This is a genomic window from Cupriavidus sp. USMAA2-4 (assembly GCF_001854305.1).
Taxonomy (GTDB): Bacteria; Pseudomonadota; Gammaproteobacteria; order Burkholderiales; family Burkholderiaceae; genus Cupriavidus; species Cupriavidus malaysiensis.
The window spans coordinates 2,510,076-2,524,463 of sequence record NZ_CP017749.1 but is presented as its reverse complement, the minus strand read 5'-3'; the positions used below and the strand labels follow the sequence as shown (position 1 = coordinate 2,524,463).

10 protein-coding genes are annotated in these 14,388 nt (G+C 71.8%); 9 read left to right on the top strand and 1 reads right to left on the bottom strand.

Annotated features, from left to right (window positions below):
- Positions 1-30 precede the first annotated feature (30 nt).
- The 3 genes from BKK79_RS31060 (at position 31) to BKK79_RS31050 (ending at position 5,424) form a co-directional block, all read left to right on the top strand.
- Positions 31-2,460 carry a TonB-dependent siderophore receptor gene (locus BKK79_RS31060; RefSeq protein ID WP_071039763.1) on the top strand — a complete coding sequence of 810 codons (2,430 nt, stop codon included), beginning with the start codon at positions 31-33 and terminating at the stop codon, positions 2,458-2,460.
- A gap of 254 nt (positions 2,461-2,714) precedes the next feature.
- Positions 2,715-3,932: a GGDEF domain-containing protein gene (locus BKK79_RS31055; RefSeq protein WP_071020978.1), complete on the top strand. Its 1,218-nt coding sequence runs from the start codon at positions 2,715-2,717 to the stop codon at positions 3,930-3,932.
- Positions 3,933-4,077: 145 nt separating this feature from the next.
- Entirely contained in the window at positions 4,078-5,424 is a 1,347-nt protein-coding gene (locus BKK79_RS31050) for a mechanosensitive ion channel family protein (RefSeq protein WP_071039762.1), read from the top strand.
- A gap of 22 nt (positions 5,425-5,446) precedes the next feature.
- On the opposite strand, the gene BKK79_RS31045 is transcribed toward BKK79_RS31050, so the two are convergent.
- Complete coding sequence (locus tag BKK79_RS31045) at positions 5,447-6,460, bottom strand: AraC family transcriptional regulator (protein WP_071039761.1); 1,014 nt, start codon at positions 6,458-6,460, stop codon at positions 5,447-5,449.
- A 176-nt stretch (positions 6,461-6,636) separates the two neighbouring features.
- Between BKK79_RS31045 and BKK79_RS31040 the strand changes: the two genes are divergently transcribed.
- From BKK79_RS31040 to BKK79_RS31015, 6 genes are all read left to right on the top strand, one after another.
- The gene (locus tag BKK79_RS31040) at positions 6,637-7,770 is read left to right on the top strand and encodes an acyl-CoA dehydrogenase family protein (protein WP_071022721.1); all 1,134 of its coding nucleotides are present in this window, start codon (positions 6,637-6,639) and stop codon (positions 7,768-7,770) included.
- A 135-nt stretch (positions 7,771-7,905) separates the two neighbouring features.
- Complete coding sequence (locus BKK79_RS31035) at positions 7,906-9,609, top strand: AMP-binding protein (RefSeq protein ID WP_071039760.1); 1,704 nt, start codon at positions 7,906-7,908, stop codon at positions 9,607-9,609.
- Positions 9,610-9,722: 113 nt separating this feature from the next.
- Positions 9,723-11,252, top strand: coding sequence for a CoA-acylating methylmalonate-semialdehyde dehydrogenase (locus BKK79_RS31030; RefSeq protein ID WP_071039759.1), 1,530 nt, complete (start codon positions 9,723-9,725; stop codon positions 11,250-11,252).
- A 165-nt stretch (positions 11,253-11,417) separates the two neighbouring features.
- On the top strand, positions 11,418-12,308 hold the full coding sequence (gene mmsB, locus BKK79_RS31025; RefSeq protein ID WP_071020990.1) for a 3-hydroxyisobutyrate dehydrogenase: 891 nt from the start codon (positions 11,418-11,420) through the stop codon (positions 12,306-12,308).
- Positions 12,308-13,078: an enoyl-CoA hydratase gene (locus tag BKK79_RS31020; RefSeq protein WP_071040481.1), complete on the top strand. Its 771-nt coding sequence runs from the start codon at positions 12,308-12,310 to the stop codon at positions 13,076-13,078. Before mmsB ends, BKK79_RS31020 begins: the two co-directional genes overlap by 1 nt.
- 52 nt (positions 13,079-13,130) lie before the next feature.
- Positions 13,131-14,294, top strand: coding sequence for an enoyl-CoA hydratase/isomerase family protein (locus BKK79_RS31015; RefSeq protein WP_071040480.1), 1,164 nt, complete (start codon positions 13,131-13,133; stop codon positions 14,292-14,294).
- Positions 14,295-14,388: the final 94 nt, after the last annotated feature.

Below are 14,388 nucleotides of genomic sequence, written 5' to 3'. Positions count from 1 at the left end.
TCGACACACCACGCCGCCAGGCGCACCGGCATGCCCGCCGCAAGCGGGCCCCGGCGCACCGCGCTGCGGCCGCTGGCGCGCCTGTCCGCCCTGGCCGCCCTGGCCGCCGCCATGCTGCTGGCCGGCGCGGCGCTGGCGCAGGGCGGGCAGGTCGCGCTCGACCTGCCGGCGGCGCCGCTGGAGCAGGCGCTGAAGACGCTGGCCCGCCAGTCCGGCACCCAGATCGTCTTCGCCAGCGCCATCACCGACGGCAAGCAGGCCCCGCGCCTGCACGGCAACTTCACCGTCGGCGAGGCACTCGACCGCCTGCTGGCCGGCAGCGGCCTGGCCGCGCGCCGGCAGGCCGACCACGTTTTCACCATCGGCCCGGCCGAGGCACCGCGCAGCGAGGCCGAACTGCCGGTGGTGACGGTCAGCGCCGCGGCCCAGCGCGAGACCGCCAACGGCCCGGTGATCGGCTACATCGCCACGCGCAGCGCCACCGGCAGCAAGACCGATGCGTCGCTCGACGAAGTGCCGCAGTCCATCAGCGTGGTCACGCGCGACCGCTTCGAGGCCCAGGGCGCGCAGAGCGTCAACGAGGCCCTGCGCTATACCGCCTCGGTATCGTCGTACGGCGCCGGCACGCGCTCGGACTGGTACACCGCGGTGCGCGGCTTCGTGCCCAGCACCTACCTGGACGGGCTGCAGCTGCCCAACACCATCAATCTCGCCAGCTGGCGCGTCGACCCCTGGCAGCTGGAACGGGTCGAGCTGCTGCGCGGGCCGGCCTCGGTGCTGTACGGCCAGGGCGATCCGGGCGGCACCATCAACATGGTCTCCAAGCTGCCCACGCTGGAGCCGGTGCGCGAGCTCGAGGTCCAGTACGGCACCCACGCGCGCAAGCAGATCGCCGGCGACTTCGGCGGCAAGCTGGACGAGGACGGCAAGTTCTCCTACCGCCTGACCGCGCTCGCGCGCGACGGCAACCTCCCCTTCGGCCCCTTCAAGGACCAGCGGCTGATGGTGGCGCCCTCGCTCACCTGGCGCCCCGATGCCGACACCTCGCTGACGCTGATGGCGAGCTACCTGCGCGACAAGACCAATTCCTCGGACAACTTCCTGCCCGCCCAGGGCACCATCCTGCCCAACCCGAACGGACACATCTCGTCGCGCCTGTTCACCGGCTCGCCCGACTTCGACAGCTACGAGAAAACACAGTACTCGTTCGGCTACCAGTTCGAACACCGCTTCAACGATACCTGGACGGTGCGGCAGAACCTGCGCTACAACCACCTGCGCCTGGATGACCGCATGAGCTACGGCGTCGGCCTCGACCCGTCCGACCCGACCCAGCGCACCATGCTGCGCTATGCCGGCATCGCCCAGCCCAGCTACGGTCGCTTCGACGTCGATACCCAGGCCCAGGCGAAATTCGACACCGGAGCGCTGCGCCACACCCTGCTGCTGGGCCTCGACTACCAGCGCCAGCGCACGCTCGACCCGGAAAACTACGCGCTGACCTCCTCGCTCGACCTCTACCACCCGGTCTACGCCCCCACCGACCTGTCCATCTTCACCGGCGCGGGCGCCTATCCGCAGGACGTGCGCCAGACGCAGAGCCAGGTCGGCCTTTACCTGCAGGACCAGATCAAGCTGGCCGAGCGCTGGGTGGTCACGCTGGGCGGACGCCAGGACTGGACCGAGACCCGCACCACCGACCAGCTCGCCGGCAGCTCCAGCAGCCAGCGCGACAGCGCCTTCACCGGCCGCGTCGGCCTGGTCTACCTGATGCCGTCCGGCTTCGCGCCCTACCTCAGCTATTCGACCTCCTTCAATCCCACCTCCGGCACCGACCGCAACGGCCAGGCCTTCAAGCCCACCCAGGGCCGGCAGGTCGAGGCCGGCGTCAAGTACACGCGCCCGGACGGCAAGCTTTCGGTGACCGCCTCGCTGTTCCAGATCCACCAGCGCAACGTGCTGACCCCGGATCTGGCCGATCCCACCGGCGCGCACAGCACGCAGGCGGGCGAAGTGCGCTCCCAGGGCGTCGAACTGGAGGCCATCGCCGAGGTGGTGCCGGGGCTGAACCTGATCGCCAGCTACACCTACCAGGACGTGCGCAACACCAAGGCCAACGATGACACGCTCAACAAGTGGCCGATCGCCATTCCCATCCCGCGCGAGATGGCCGCGCTGTGGGCCGACTACCGGCTGCGCGGCGGGCCGCTGGCGGGCCTGGGCTTCGGTGCCGGCGTGCGCTACGTGAGCCCGACCGCCGGCGCCCCGGACAACTCGCTGCACGTGCCCGGCTACGCGCTGTTCGATGCCGCCATCACCTACCGCATCCCGCACTGGCGCTTCGCCCTCAACGGCACCAACCTCGGCAACCGCGAGTACATCTCGGGCTGCTACGACGCCACGCGCTGCATCTACGGCAACGGCCGCACCGTGATCGCGAGCGCGCGCTACAGCTGGTAAGCGCGCGGCGGACCACGCCAGGGGGCATGCGTGCAGCGGGCCGGCCAGCCGGCCCCGCGCGGCATCCCCTCTGCCTTACCCCTCTTCTTTCCCCCCACCGCGGCGGTCCTTTTACCGCCCGTCAATCCCCCGGCCGCTCGCGCATCGCCGGGCCGCGCCGTATCATGGAGCCCGGCGATGCGCCGCCGCGCGCCCGCCGCTTCCCTGTCCCGCCGCGCGGCCGCCCGCGCCCCATCCGGAGAATCCCCGCGCCGATGCAAGCCGCGCTTGCCATGCAGATCGTCACCGCCGCACTCGGCGCCATGATGCTGGCCATCATCTGGTCGCTGCGGCGCTGCGGCCTGCCCGGGGTGGGGCACTGGTTCTACGCCAACCTGGCCGCCGCGCTGGCGCTGGTGCTGTTCGCGCTGCGCGGGCGGCTGCCCGACGGGCTGGTGATCGGCCTCGGCAATCCCCTGCTGGCGTGGGCGATGGCGCAGATGTACGCAGGCGTGCAGCGCTTCTGCGGCCGCGCGCCACCCTGGCGCGCGCTGGTCGCGGGCGTGCTGGCGCTGGCTGCCGCGGTGGCGCTGTGGCACTTCCACTTCGACGATTTCAACGTGCGGGTGGCGATCGTCTCGGTCTTCCACGCCGCCCTGTGCGCCGCCTGCGGATGGACCCTGCTGCGCGCGCGCCTGCCGGGGCGGGCCGGCGGCCACTATGTCACCACCGCCGTCTTCGCCCTGTTCTTCGCCGCGGCGCATGCGCTGCGCGGCGCGCTGTCGCTGCAGGCGGCCCTGCAGGGCCCGCCCGGCGCCAGCCCGCCGGGCATGCACATCCTGTTCCTGTTGCTTGGCGCGCTGGCGGTGCCGGCGCTGACCATGGGCGCGGTGCTGATGGTCCACGACCGCCTGGTGCACCGGCTCGAACTCATCGCCAACACCGACTTCCTGACCGGCGTGCTGTCGCGCAAGGCCTTCGAGGACGAAGCCACGCGCCAGCTGGCGCGCGCCGCCCGCGGCGACAGCGCGCCGGCGCTGCTGCTGCTCGACATCGACCGCTTCAAGGCGGTCAACGACAACCACGGCCACGCCGCCGGCGACGAGGTGCTGCGCGCCTTCACCGCCATGGCGCGCGATGCCGTCCGCCCCGGCGACCGCATCGGCCGCCTGGGCGGGGAAGAGTTCGCCGTGCTGCTGCCGGCCACCGCGCTCGAAGACGCCCTGCTGGTGGCGGAGCGGCTGCGCGCGCGCGCGGAGGCCGGCCGCGTCGACGGCAGCTTCGGCTCGCTGCACTACACCATCAGCGGCGGCGTGGCGCATTGGCTGCCGGGCGAGTCGCTGGCGCGCCTGACCGGGCGCGCCGATGCGGCGCTCTACGCCGCCAAGCTGGCCGGCCGCAACCGCATGCTGGCGAGCGCCACGCCGGCGGCGGCCCGCCCGGCCACGGCGGGCTCCGCGCCGGCGCAGCCGCGCACGCCGCAGCCCCACTGAGCTGCCCGGCCGAGGGCGGCTGCCGCCACCGGCTAGAATCCCGGGGTGCGCCTGGCGTGCCTTGCGCGCCCGCTGCACCTCGTGCGCCACCGGCGCGTGCCGGCCCGGCCCTTCCCGCCATCTCCGCCGTTCCTTCGCAAGGTCAATGAATCCGGAAGTCCTGCTCGATACCCTGACGAACCTGGTGCCCCGCCATCCGTGGGCCCAACTCGCGCTCAACCTCGGCCTGCTGGCGCTGGCCGCCGTGCTGGCCCAATGGGTGGTGACGCGCACCATCCTCTACCTGGCCCACCGCCTGCTCGACCTGAGCGGCCACGGCGCCTGGAACGTGGCGCTGCTTCGCCACCGCGCCTACCACCGGCTGTGGTTCGCCACGCCGTTCGCAGTGGTGGCGCTGGGCATCGGCGAGGTACCTCACCTCGACCACAGCGCCCACCTGATCGAGCGCGTGGCGCATGCCGGCGCCTGGATCTGCGTCTTCATGGCGCTGCACAGCCTGCTGAGCGCCTGGCAGGACGTCTACTCCGGCAGCACGCGGGCCCAGACCCGTTCCATCAAGGGTTATATCCAGATGGGCAAGCTGGCGCTCGCCCTGATCTGCGGCGTGCTGGTGCTGTCCATCCTGCTCGACCGCTCGCCGCTGTGGATGCTGTCCGGCCTGGGCGCGCTGTCGGCGGTGCTGCTGCTGGTGTTCAAGGACACGCTGCTGTCGCTGGTGGCCAGCACCCAGCTCACATCCAACGACATGCTGCGCATCGGCGACTGGATCGAGATGCCGCAGTCCAATGCCGACGGCTTCGTGCAGGACATCGCGCTGCACACGGTCAAGGTGCGCAACTGGGACAACACCGTCACCACGGTGCCCACCTACAAGCTGTTCTCGGAGAGCTACCGCAACTACCGCCAGATGTTCGAGTCGGGCGCGCGCCGCATCAAGCGCACCCTGCGCATCGACGCCAGCGGCGTGCGCTTCCTGCGCGACGACGAGATCGCCGGCCTGATGCGCTTGCGCCTGCTGCACGACTACCTGGAAGAAAAGCAGGCCGAGGTGGAGCGCACCAACCGCGAACTGGGCGCCTCGGCCGACGAGCCGGTCAACCGGCGCCGCCTGACCAATCTCGGCACCTTCCGCGCCTATGCCATGGCCTACCTGCGCCAGCATGCCGAGATCCGCCACGACCTGCTGCTCAACGTGCGCATGATGGAGCCGGGTTCCGAGGGGGTGCCGGTCGAGGTCTACTGCTTCACCGCGGTGACGGCGTGGATGGAATACGAGCGCATCCAGGGCGACATCTTCGACCACCTGCTGGCGATCCTGCCGGAAATGGGCCTGCGCCTGTACCAGGCGCCGTCCGGCGCCGACCTGGGCGGCATGCGGTCGCAGTGGCTGGCCGACGCCGCCGCGCAGCAGGCGTCGCCGCGGCCGTCCCCCTCTCCGGCCTCCCCGGCCTCTCCGGCCTTCCCCGAGCCCGCCGGCCGGCCGCCGCTGTAGCGGCAGGGCTGGCGCCGCGCCGCTACGGCGCCGGTACCGCCCGATAGGCCCCCGGCCGCGAGCCGGTCCAGCGGCGGAAGGCGCGGTGAAAGGCGCCCGGCTCGGCGAAGCCCAGCTCGGCCGCGATGGCCACGATGGGCTGCGTCGAATGGCTGAGCGCCTCGATGGCGAGGTCGCGGCGCAGTTCGTCCTTGAGCTGCTGGTAGGTCGCCCCCTCGTCCATCAGCCGGCGCCGCAGCGAGGAGGCCGACAGGTGCATGTCCTGCGCGAGCTGCTCGAAGGTCGGCCAGGCCTCCGGGCGCGACTGTCGCAGCAAGCGGCGGATGCGCGCCACGATGCCGGCGCGGTCCGAGTACTTGACCACCAGGTTGTGCGGCGCAGCACGCAGGAACACCTTGAGGCTGCGCTCGTCGTGGCGCACCGGGTGCGCCAGCCAGGCCGCATCGAACCACAGCGCCGTGCTCGGTTCGCCGAAGGCCAGGCGGCGCGAGTACATGACCCGGTACTCGGCGCTGTAGTCCGGTTCCGGGTAGGCGAAGCTGGCCTGCTGGATCGGCACGCGCCGGCGCGCCAGCCAGCTCATCAGCCCGTGCAGCATGATCAGCAGCGTCTCCTGGGCGAACACGCCCGGCCGGCGCGCCGAAGGCGTGGTCAGCACCAGCGCGGCCGCGCCTGCCGCCGCACTCGGCCGCTCCAGGCGCACGCCGATATCGTCCAGCAGCAGGCCGAAGAAACGCGCCACGCGCTCCAGCCCCTGTCCCAGCGTCTGGCTGCCGGCCACGGCGTGGCACAGCATGGTGAAGCTGCCGCATTTCATCCGGCGCGAGTCCTGGCCGAAGAATTCATCGTCGAGCACGCGCGCCACTTCCAGCCAGAGGGCGCTGTAGCTGTCGGCCGACACGCGCGCCTGGGGCGCCTCCAGCAGGGCCGGGGCGATCCCGGCGGCCCGCAGCACGGGCTCGGGCGGCAGCCCGCGCGCGCGCAGGCCGGCGATGGCTTGATGGACGAAACAGATGGCGACGGTGCCTTTTTCCATGGGTGGCGGAGCAGAGCCGGGCCGGCCGCCGCCCGGCGGAGGCGGCCGGGCGCGGGGCAGTGGCTTGGGAGTTCAGCAAGATTGGCGGATTTTGGCATAGGAGCGGCAGGCCACGCTTCCTACACTGCCCCGTATCGATGCGCGCCGCCGCGCGCCAACCTGCCCAGCGCTCCACCATGCCCCACGACTACACCGAAGAACAGATCATGATCCGCGACACCGCGCGCGCCTTTGCCAGCGAGCGGCTGGCCGCCGGCGCCGCGCAGTGGGACGAGGCGGGCGCGCTGCCGCCGGAGGTGGTGCAGGAGATGGGCGCGCTCGGCCTGCTGGGCATGATCGTGCCCGAGGAGTGGGGCGGCACCTATACCGACTACGTGGCCTACGCGCTCGCCATCGAGGAGATCGCCGCCGGCTGCGCGGCCTGCGCCACGCTGATGAGCGTGCACAACTCGGTAGGCTGCGGTCCCATCCTGCACTACGGCACCGAAGCGCAGAAGGACCGCTACCTGGGCCGCCTGGCGCGCGGCGAACTGGTCGGCGCCTTCTGCCTGACCGAGCCGCAGGCCGGCTCCGAGGCGCACAACCTGCGCACCCGCGCCCGCCTGCAGGACGGCCGCTGGGTGCTCGACGGCAGCAAGCAGTTCGTCACCAACGGCGCGCGCGCCGGCCTGGCCGTGGTCTTCGCCGTGACCGACCCCGAGGCCGGCAAGCGCGGCCTGTCGGCCTTCCTGGTGCCGACCGACACGCCGGGCTTCGTGGTCGGCAAGCCCGAGAACAAGATGGGCATCCGCGCCTCCGATACCTGTCCGATCACCCTGGACCAGTGCGCGATCCCCGAGGACGCCCTGCTCGGCGCGCGCGGCGACGGCCTGCGCATCGCCCTGTCCAACCTGGAGGGCGGACGCATCGGCATCGCCGCGCAGGCGGTCGGCATCGCCCGCGCCGCGTTCGAGAAGGCGAAGGTCTACGCCACCGAGCGCACCCAGTTCGGCAAGCCGCTGATGGAGCACCAGGCGATCGCGCAGAAGCTGGCCGACATGGCCACCCGCCTGAACGCCGCGCGCCTGCTGGTGCACCACGCGGCGCGGCTGCGCAGCGCCGGCCGCCCCTGCCTGTCGGAGGCCTCCCAGGCCAAGCTGTTTGCCTCCGAGATGGCCGAAGCGGTATGCTCGGATGCGATCCAGATCCATGGCGGCTATGGCTATCTCGCCGACTACGACGTCGAGCGCCACTACCGCGACGCCCGGATCACGCAGATCTACGAGGGGACCAGCGAAGTGCAGAGGATGGTGATCGCGCGGCAGTTGTGATGCGCCGCGCGCAAGCGTAACAGCGACGGTTCACCGGCGATTCCCCACGATACCCCGACGACGCACCGGCAATGCACCGGTGAGCGGCACGCGCTGCCGCGGCCGCCCGGCCGCAGAACGGATGGAGACGACACCATGACTGCACAGGCATTCCTCGCGGCGCGCGACTTCCTGCAGCGCCACCGTACCGACTACGACACCGCCTGCCGCGATTTCCGCTGGCCGCAGCTCGGCGCCTTCAACTGGGCGCTCGACTACTTCGACGCCATTGCGCGCGGCAACGACAAGCCTGCGCTGTGGATCGTCGGCGCCGAGGGCGGCGCGGGCACGCAGTACTCCTTCGCGCAGATGTCCGAGCGCTCGGCGCGCGTCGCCAACTACCTGCGCGGCGCCGGCGTCGGCCGCGGCGACCGCATCCTGCTGATGCTGCCCAACCGCGTCGAGCTGTGGGACGCCATGCTGGCGGCGATGAAGCTGGGCGCGGTGGTGCTGCCCGCCACCACGCAGCTGTCGGCCGAGGACGTGCGCGACCGCGTGCAGCTCGGCGGCGCGCGCTTCGCCATCGTCGACGAGAACGAGGCCGCCAAGTTCGACGGCCTGGAGCTGCCGCTGACCCGCTTCGTGGCCGGCGCGCCGCGCCCCGGCTGGCACACCTTCGGCGACGGCTACGCCGCGCCCGCCGACTTCGTGCCGGACGGCGCCACCGACGCCGACGACCCGATGCTGCTCTACTTCACCTCGGGCACCACCTCCAAGCCCAAGCTGGTCGAGCACACCCACCGGACCTACCCGGTCGGCAGCCTGTCGACCATGTACTGGGTAGGCCTGCAACCCGGCGACGTGCACTGGAACATCAGCTCGCCGGGCTGGGCCAAGCATGCCTGGAGCTGCTTCTACGCGCCCTGGAACGCCCAGGCCTGCGTGTTCGCCTACAACTACGCCCGCTTCGAGCCGCAGGCGGTGCTCGACACGCTGGTGCGCTGCGGCGTCACCACCCTGTGCGCTCCGCCCACGGTGTGGCGCATGCTGGTGCAGCAGCCGCTGGCCGACTACCGCACCGCGCTGCGCGAGATCGTCGGCGCCGGCGAGCCGCTCAACCCCGAGATCATCGAGCGCGTGCGCCACGCCTGGGGCATCACCATCCGCGACGGCTACGGCCAGACCGAGACCACCTGCATGATCGGCAACCCGCCCGGGCAGCCGGTGGTGCCGGGCTCGATGGGCCGGCCGCTGCCGGGCTACCGCATCGCCCTGCTCGACCCCGACGGCAAGCCGGCCGAGGAAGGCGAGATCGCGCTGCCGCTGGACGGCGGCGCCACGCGCCCGGCCGGCCTGATGCGCGGCTATGCCAACAACCCGGACGCCACCGCGCACGCCATGCGCGACGGCCACTACCGCACCTCCGACATCGCGCTGCGGCGCGAGGACGGCTACTACGTCTACGTCGGCCGCGCCGACGACGTCTTCAAGTCTTCCGACTACCGCCTGAGCCCGTTCGAGCTGGAAAGCGTGATGATCGAGCACGCCGCCATCGCCGAGGCGGCGGTGGTGCCCAGCCCCGACCCGGTGCGCCTGTCGGTGCCCAAGGCCTATGTCTCGCTGCGCCAGGGGCACGTCGCCAGCGCCGAGCTGGCGCGCGAGATCTTCCGCTTCTCGCGCGAGCGGCTGGCGCCGTACAAGCGCATCCGCCGGCTGCAGTTCGCCGAGCTGCCCAAGACCATCTCCGGCAAGATCCGCCGCGTGGAGCTGCGGCGCCAGGAGATGGCGCGCGGCGACGAGGCCGCGCAGCGCATGCCCGGCGAATACTGGGAAGAGGACTTCGCCGACCTCAAGCCCTGAGCCCCCGGGCCCGCCGCCGGCACCGCCCCCTGAATCCGCACCGAATCCGCACCGAATCCGATCCCGATATCGATTCCGATACGACCCATCGCCCATCGAAGGAGACAAGCCAGATGAACGCCACCACCACCCCCGCCGCCGGCCAGCCGGCGCCGACCGTCAAGCTGCTGATCAACGGCGAGTGGGTCGAGTCCGCCGCCACCGAGTTCCGCCAGGTCGTCAACCCGGCCACGCAGGAAGTGCTGGCGCGCGTGCCGCTGGCCACCGCTGCCGAGGTCAACGCGGCCGTCGGCGCCGCCCAGCAGGCCTTCGCCACCTGGCGCCACACGCCGATCGGCGCGCGCCTGCGCATCATGCTGCGCTACCAGGCACTGATCCGCGAGCACAGCAAGCGCATCGCCGCCATCCTGACCGCCGAGCAGGGCAAGACCCTGGCCGACGCCGAGGGCGACATCTTCCGCGGCCTGGAGGTGGTGGAGCACGCCTGCTCGATCGGCACCCTGCAGCAGGGCGGCTTCGCCGAGAACGTGGCGGCCACCGTCGACACCTACACGCTGCAGCAGCCGATCGGCGTCTGCGCCGGCATCACGCCGTTCAACTTCCCGGCCATGATCCCGCTGTGGATGTTCCCGATGGCCATCGTGTGCGGCAACACCTTCGTCCTCAAGCCCTCCGAGCAGGATCCGCTGTCCACCATGGAGCTGGTCAAGCTGGCCATCGAGGCCGGCATCCCGGCCGGCGTGCTGAACGTGGTGCATGGCGCCAAGGACGTGGTCGACGCCCTGTGCACCCACCCGGACATCAAGGCGGTCTCCTTCGTCGGCTCGACCGCGGTGGGCACCCACGTGTACAACCTGGCCGGCGCGCACGGCAAGCGCGTGCAATCGATGATGGGCGCCAAGAACCATGCCGTGGTGCTGCCCGACGCGCACAAGGAACAGACGCTGAACGCACTGGTGGGCGCCGGCTTCGGCGCCGCCGGCCAGCGCTGCATGGCGACCTCGGTGGCGGTGCTGGTGGGCGCGGCGCGCGAGTGGGTGCCGGAGCTGATCGCCAAGGCCCGCACGCTGAAGGTGGGCGCCGGTGCCGAGCCGGGCACCGACGTCGGCCCGGTGGTATCGGTGGCGGCCAAGGAGCGCATCCTGGGCCTGATCGCCGCCGGCGAGCGCGAAGGCGCCACGCTGGCGCTGGACGGGCGCGGCGTGCAGGTGCCGGGCTATGCGCAGGGCAACTTCATCGGCCCGACCGTGTTCACCGACGTGGGCACCGAGATGAGCATCTATACCAATGAGATCTTCGGCCCGGTGCTGCTGGTGATCGGCGTCGACACGCTCGACGAGGCCATCGCCCTGGTCAACCGCAATCCCTTCGGCAACGGCACCGGTGTGTTCACGCAGAGCGGCGCCGCCGCGCGCAAGTTCCAGACCGAGATCGACGTCGGCCAGGTCGGCATCAACATTCCCATCCCGGTGCCGGTGCCCTACTTCAGCTTCACCGGCTCGCGCGGCTCCAAGCTGGGCGACCTCGGCCCCTACGGCAAGCAGGTGGTGCAGTTCTACACCCAGACCAAGACGGTCACCGCGCGCTGGTTCGACGATGCCACGGTGAACGACGGGGTGAATACGACGATCAGCCTGAAGTAAGGACGCAAGGCGGCGGCGGATGATGCCCATGCTCCCGCGGGCAACGGCAGGGCGTCGCCATGGCGGGCGCCGGCGCGACAAGCTGCCCTCCCCGCCACCATCCATCCCGCACGGCAAGGCCGCCAGCCTGCGCCGAAACCTGACACCCCCGAAAGAGGAGACCCCATGCACATCGCCTTCATCGGCCTCGGCAACATGGGCGCGCCCATGGCGCGCAACCTGCTCAAGGCCGGCCATGCCCTGACCGTGTTCGACCTCAACGCGCAGGCCGTCGCCGACCTGCGCGACGCCGGCGCTGCCAGCGCGGCCAGCGCCCGCGCGGCCGCCGCCGAGGCGGACTTCGTCATCACCATGCTGCCCGCGGCCGCGCACGTGCGCAGCGCCTACCTGGGCAGCGACGGCGTGCTCGCCGGCGTGCGCGCCGGCGTGCCGCTGGTGGATTCGTCCACCATCGATCCCGCCACCATCCGCGAACTGGCCAAGACCGCGGCGGCGCAAGGCAACCCGATGGCCGACGCCCCGGTTTCCGGCGGCACCGGCGGCGCCCAGGCGGGCACCCTGACCTTCATGGTGGGCGCCGAAGCGGCGCTGTTCGAGCAGATCAAGCCGGTGCTGGCGGGCATGGGCCGCAACGTGGTCCACTGCGGCGGCACCGGCACCGGCCAGGTGGCCAAGATCTGCAACAACCTGATCCTCGGCATCTCCATGGTGGGCGTGGCCGAGGCCATGGCCCTGGGCGAGAAGCTGGGCATCGATCCCAAGGTGCTGGCGGGCATCGTCAATACCTCCACCGGCCGCTGCTGGGCATCCGACACCTGCAACCCCTTCCCTGGCGTGATCGAGACCGCGCCGGCCGGACGCGGCTACAGCGGCGGCTTCGGCGCGGCGCTGATGCTCAAGGACCTCGGCCTCGCCGCCGACGCGGCGCGCAGCGTGGGCCAGCCGCTCTTCCTCGGCGCCCAGGCCCAGCAGGTCTACCAGTCCATGACCCAGCTCGGCGAGGGTGCGCTCGACTTCTCCGGCGTGATCCGCCAGTACCGCGGCAAGCAGGCATGATGATCGAACACCTCATCGACGGGCACACCGCCCGTCTCACCCTCAAGCGGCCACCGGCCAACGCCTTCCATGCCGAAGGGCTGGAGCAGCTGCGCCAGCTCGTCGCCACGCTGAACGACGATGCGCACGTGCGCGCCATCGTCATCACCGGCGACGGCCCCAAGTTCTTCAGCGCCGGTGCCGACCTGAACGGCTTCGCCGACGGCGACCGTGCCAACGCGCGCCACATGGCGCAGCGTTTCGGCGCGGCCTTCGAGGCCCTGCAGAATGCCCGCCCGGTGGTGATCGCCGCCATCAACGGCTATGCCATGGGCGGCGGGCTCGAATGCGCGCTGGCCTGCGATATCCGCATCGCCGAGGAGCATGCCCAGATGGCGCTGCCCGAGGCCGCCGTGGGCCTGCTGCCCTGCGGCTGCGGCACGCAGACGCTGCCCTGGCTGGTGGGCGAGGGCTGGGCCAAGCGCATGATCCTGACCAACGAGCGCGTGGATGCCGCCACCGCGCTGCGCATCGGCCTGGTGGAAGAAGTGGTGCCGGCGGGACAGTCGCTGCAGGCCGCGCTGCGCCTGGCCGAGCGTGCCGCCACGCTGCGCCCGCGCGCGGCCGCTGACAGCAAGCGCCTGGTGCACCTGGCGCGCGAGGGCGTGGCGCGCGCGCCGGCGCTGGCGCTGGAGCGTGAGCGCTTCGTCGACCTGTTCGACGGCGAGGACCAGCGCGAGGGTGTCAGCGCCTTCCTGCAGAAACGCGCGCCCCAGTGGCGCGGAGACTGACCGGACGGGCGCGGCGGCGCCGCTGCCGCGCCCGTCCCAGCCAATCATGACCATGCGAAACCAGACCGATAATGCCCCCGCCGCGGGCGATGCCGGCGCGTCCGGCGCCGAACCGGAGGTGCTGTTCGAGGAAATCAACCGGGTCGGCGTGATCACGCTGAACCGTCCGCGCCAGCTCAACGCGCTCTCCTATCCGATGATCGGCCTGCTGGAGGCCCGCCTGCGCGAATGGGCCGGACGCGGCGACATCGCCGCCGTGCTGCTGCGCGGCGCCGGCCCCAAGGCCTTCTGCGCCGGCGGCGACATCCGCGCGCTGTACGACAGCTTCCACGCCGGCACGCCGCTGCGCCAGCGCTTCTTCGTCGACGAATACCGCCTCGACTACGCGCTGCACCGCTACCCCAAGCCGATGGTGGCGCTGATGGACGGCATCGTCATGGGCGGCGGCATGGGCCTGGCCCAGGCGGCGCACCTGCGCATCGTCACCGAACGCTCGCGCATCGCCATGCCCGAGACCGGCATCGGCCTGGTGCCGGACGTCGGCGCCAGCCATTTCCTGTCGAAGATGCCGGTGGAACTGGCGCTTTACGTCGGCCTGACGGGCGTCTCGCTGGGCGCGGCCGACACCCTGCTGTGCGGCCTGGCGGACGTCGCGGTGGAGAGCGCGACCCTGGCCGACGCCGGCCAGCGGCTCGCCGCGATCCGCTGGGACGATGGCGCGCGCGCGCCGCTGGACGCGCTGCGCGCCGCGCTCGCGCCGCAGGCCACGCTGGGCGCCGCCGAGGCGCCGCTGCTGCCGGCCCTGCCCGCGCTGCTGCGGCATTTCCGCGCCGACCGCACGCTGCCGCAGCTGCTGGACAGCCTGGCGGCCGAAGCCGCCACGGACAGCGAGGCCGGCGCCTGGGCCGCGCGCACCCTCGACACCCTGCGCAGCCGCTCGCCGCTGATGACCGCGGTGACGCGCGAACTGCTGCTGCGCGGACGCCGGCTGGACCTGGCCGACTGCTTCCGCATGGAGCTGGTGGCCGTCTCGCATGCTTTCACCGACGGCGACTTCATCGAAGGCGTGCGCGCGCTGATCGTCGACAAGGACAATGCGCCACGCTGGCGCGTGGCCGGCGCCGACGCGGTCGACCCGGCCGCGGTGCAGCGCTTCTTCGACGCACCCTGGGCCGCTGGCGCCGATCCGCTGGCCGATCTCGGCAAGCCGGCCTGAGGCAAGCGTAGCGACGCCGGCGCGGCGGCGACGCCGGCGCCGGTTGTTCTCTCTCTTTCTCTCTCTTCTGCCTTCGGCTTCCCTCCTCCCTCTT

Excerpts from the sequence above, each read along its gene's own strand:
- BKK79_RS31060 (WP_071039763.1), top strand. The coding sequence starts at position 31 with ATGCCCGCCGCAAGCGGGCCCCGGCGCACCGCGCTGCGGCCGCTGGCG.
- BKK79_RS31055 (WP_071020978.1), top strand. The coding sequence starts at position 2,715 with ATGCAAGCCGCGCTTGCCATGCAGATCGTCACCGCCGCACTCGGCGCC.
- BKK79_RS31050 (WP_071039762.1), top strand. The coding sequence starts at position 4,078 with ATGAATCCGGAAGTCCTGCTCGATACCCTGACGAACCTGGTGCCCCGC.
- BKK79_RS31045 (WP_071039761.1), bottom strand. The coding sequence starts at position 6,460 with ATGGAAAAAGGCACCGTCGCCATCTGTTTCGTCCATCAAGCCATCGCC.
- BKK79_RS31040 (WP_071022721.1), top strand. The coding sequence starts at position 6,637 with ATGCCCCACGACTACACCGAAGAACAGATCATGATCCGCGACACCGCG.
- BKK79_RS31035 (WP_071039760.1), top strand. The coding sequence starts at position 7,906 with ATGACTGCACAGGCATTCCTCGCGGCGCGCGACTTCCTGCAGCGCCAC.
- BKK79_RS31030 (WP_071039759.1), top strand. The coding sequence starts at position 9,723 with ATGAACGCCACCACCACCCCCGCCGCCGGCCAGCCGGCGCCGACCGTC.
- mmsB (WP_071020990.1), top strand. The coding sequence starts at position 11,418 with ATGCACATCGCCTTCATCGGCCTCGGCAACATGGGCGCGCCCATGGCG.
- BKK79_RS31020 (WP_071040481.1), top strand. The coding sequence starts at position 12,308 with ATGATCGAACACCTCATCGACGGGCACACCGCCCGTCTCACCCTCAAG.
- BKK79_RS31015 (WP_071040480.1), top strand. The coding sequence starts at position 13,131 with ATGCGAAACCAGACCGATAATGCCCCCGCCGCGGGCGATGCCGGCGCG.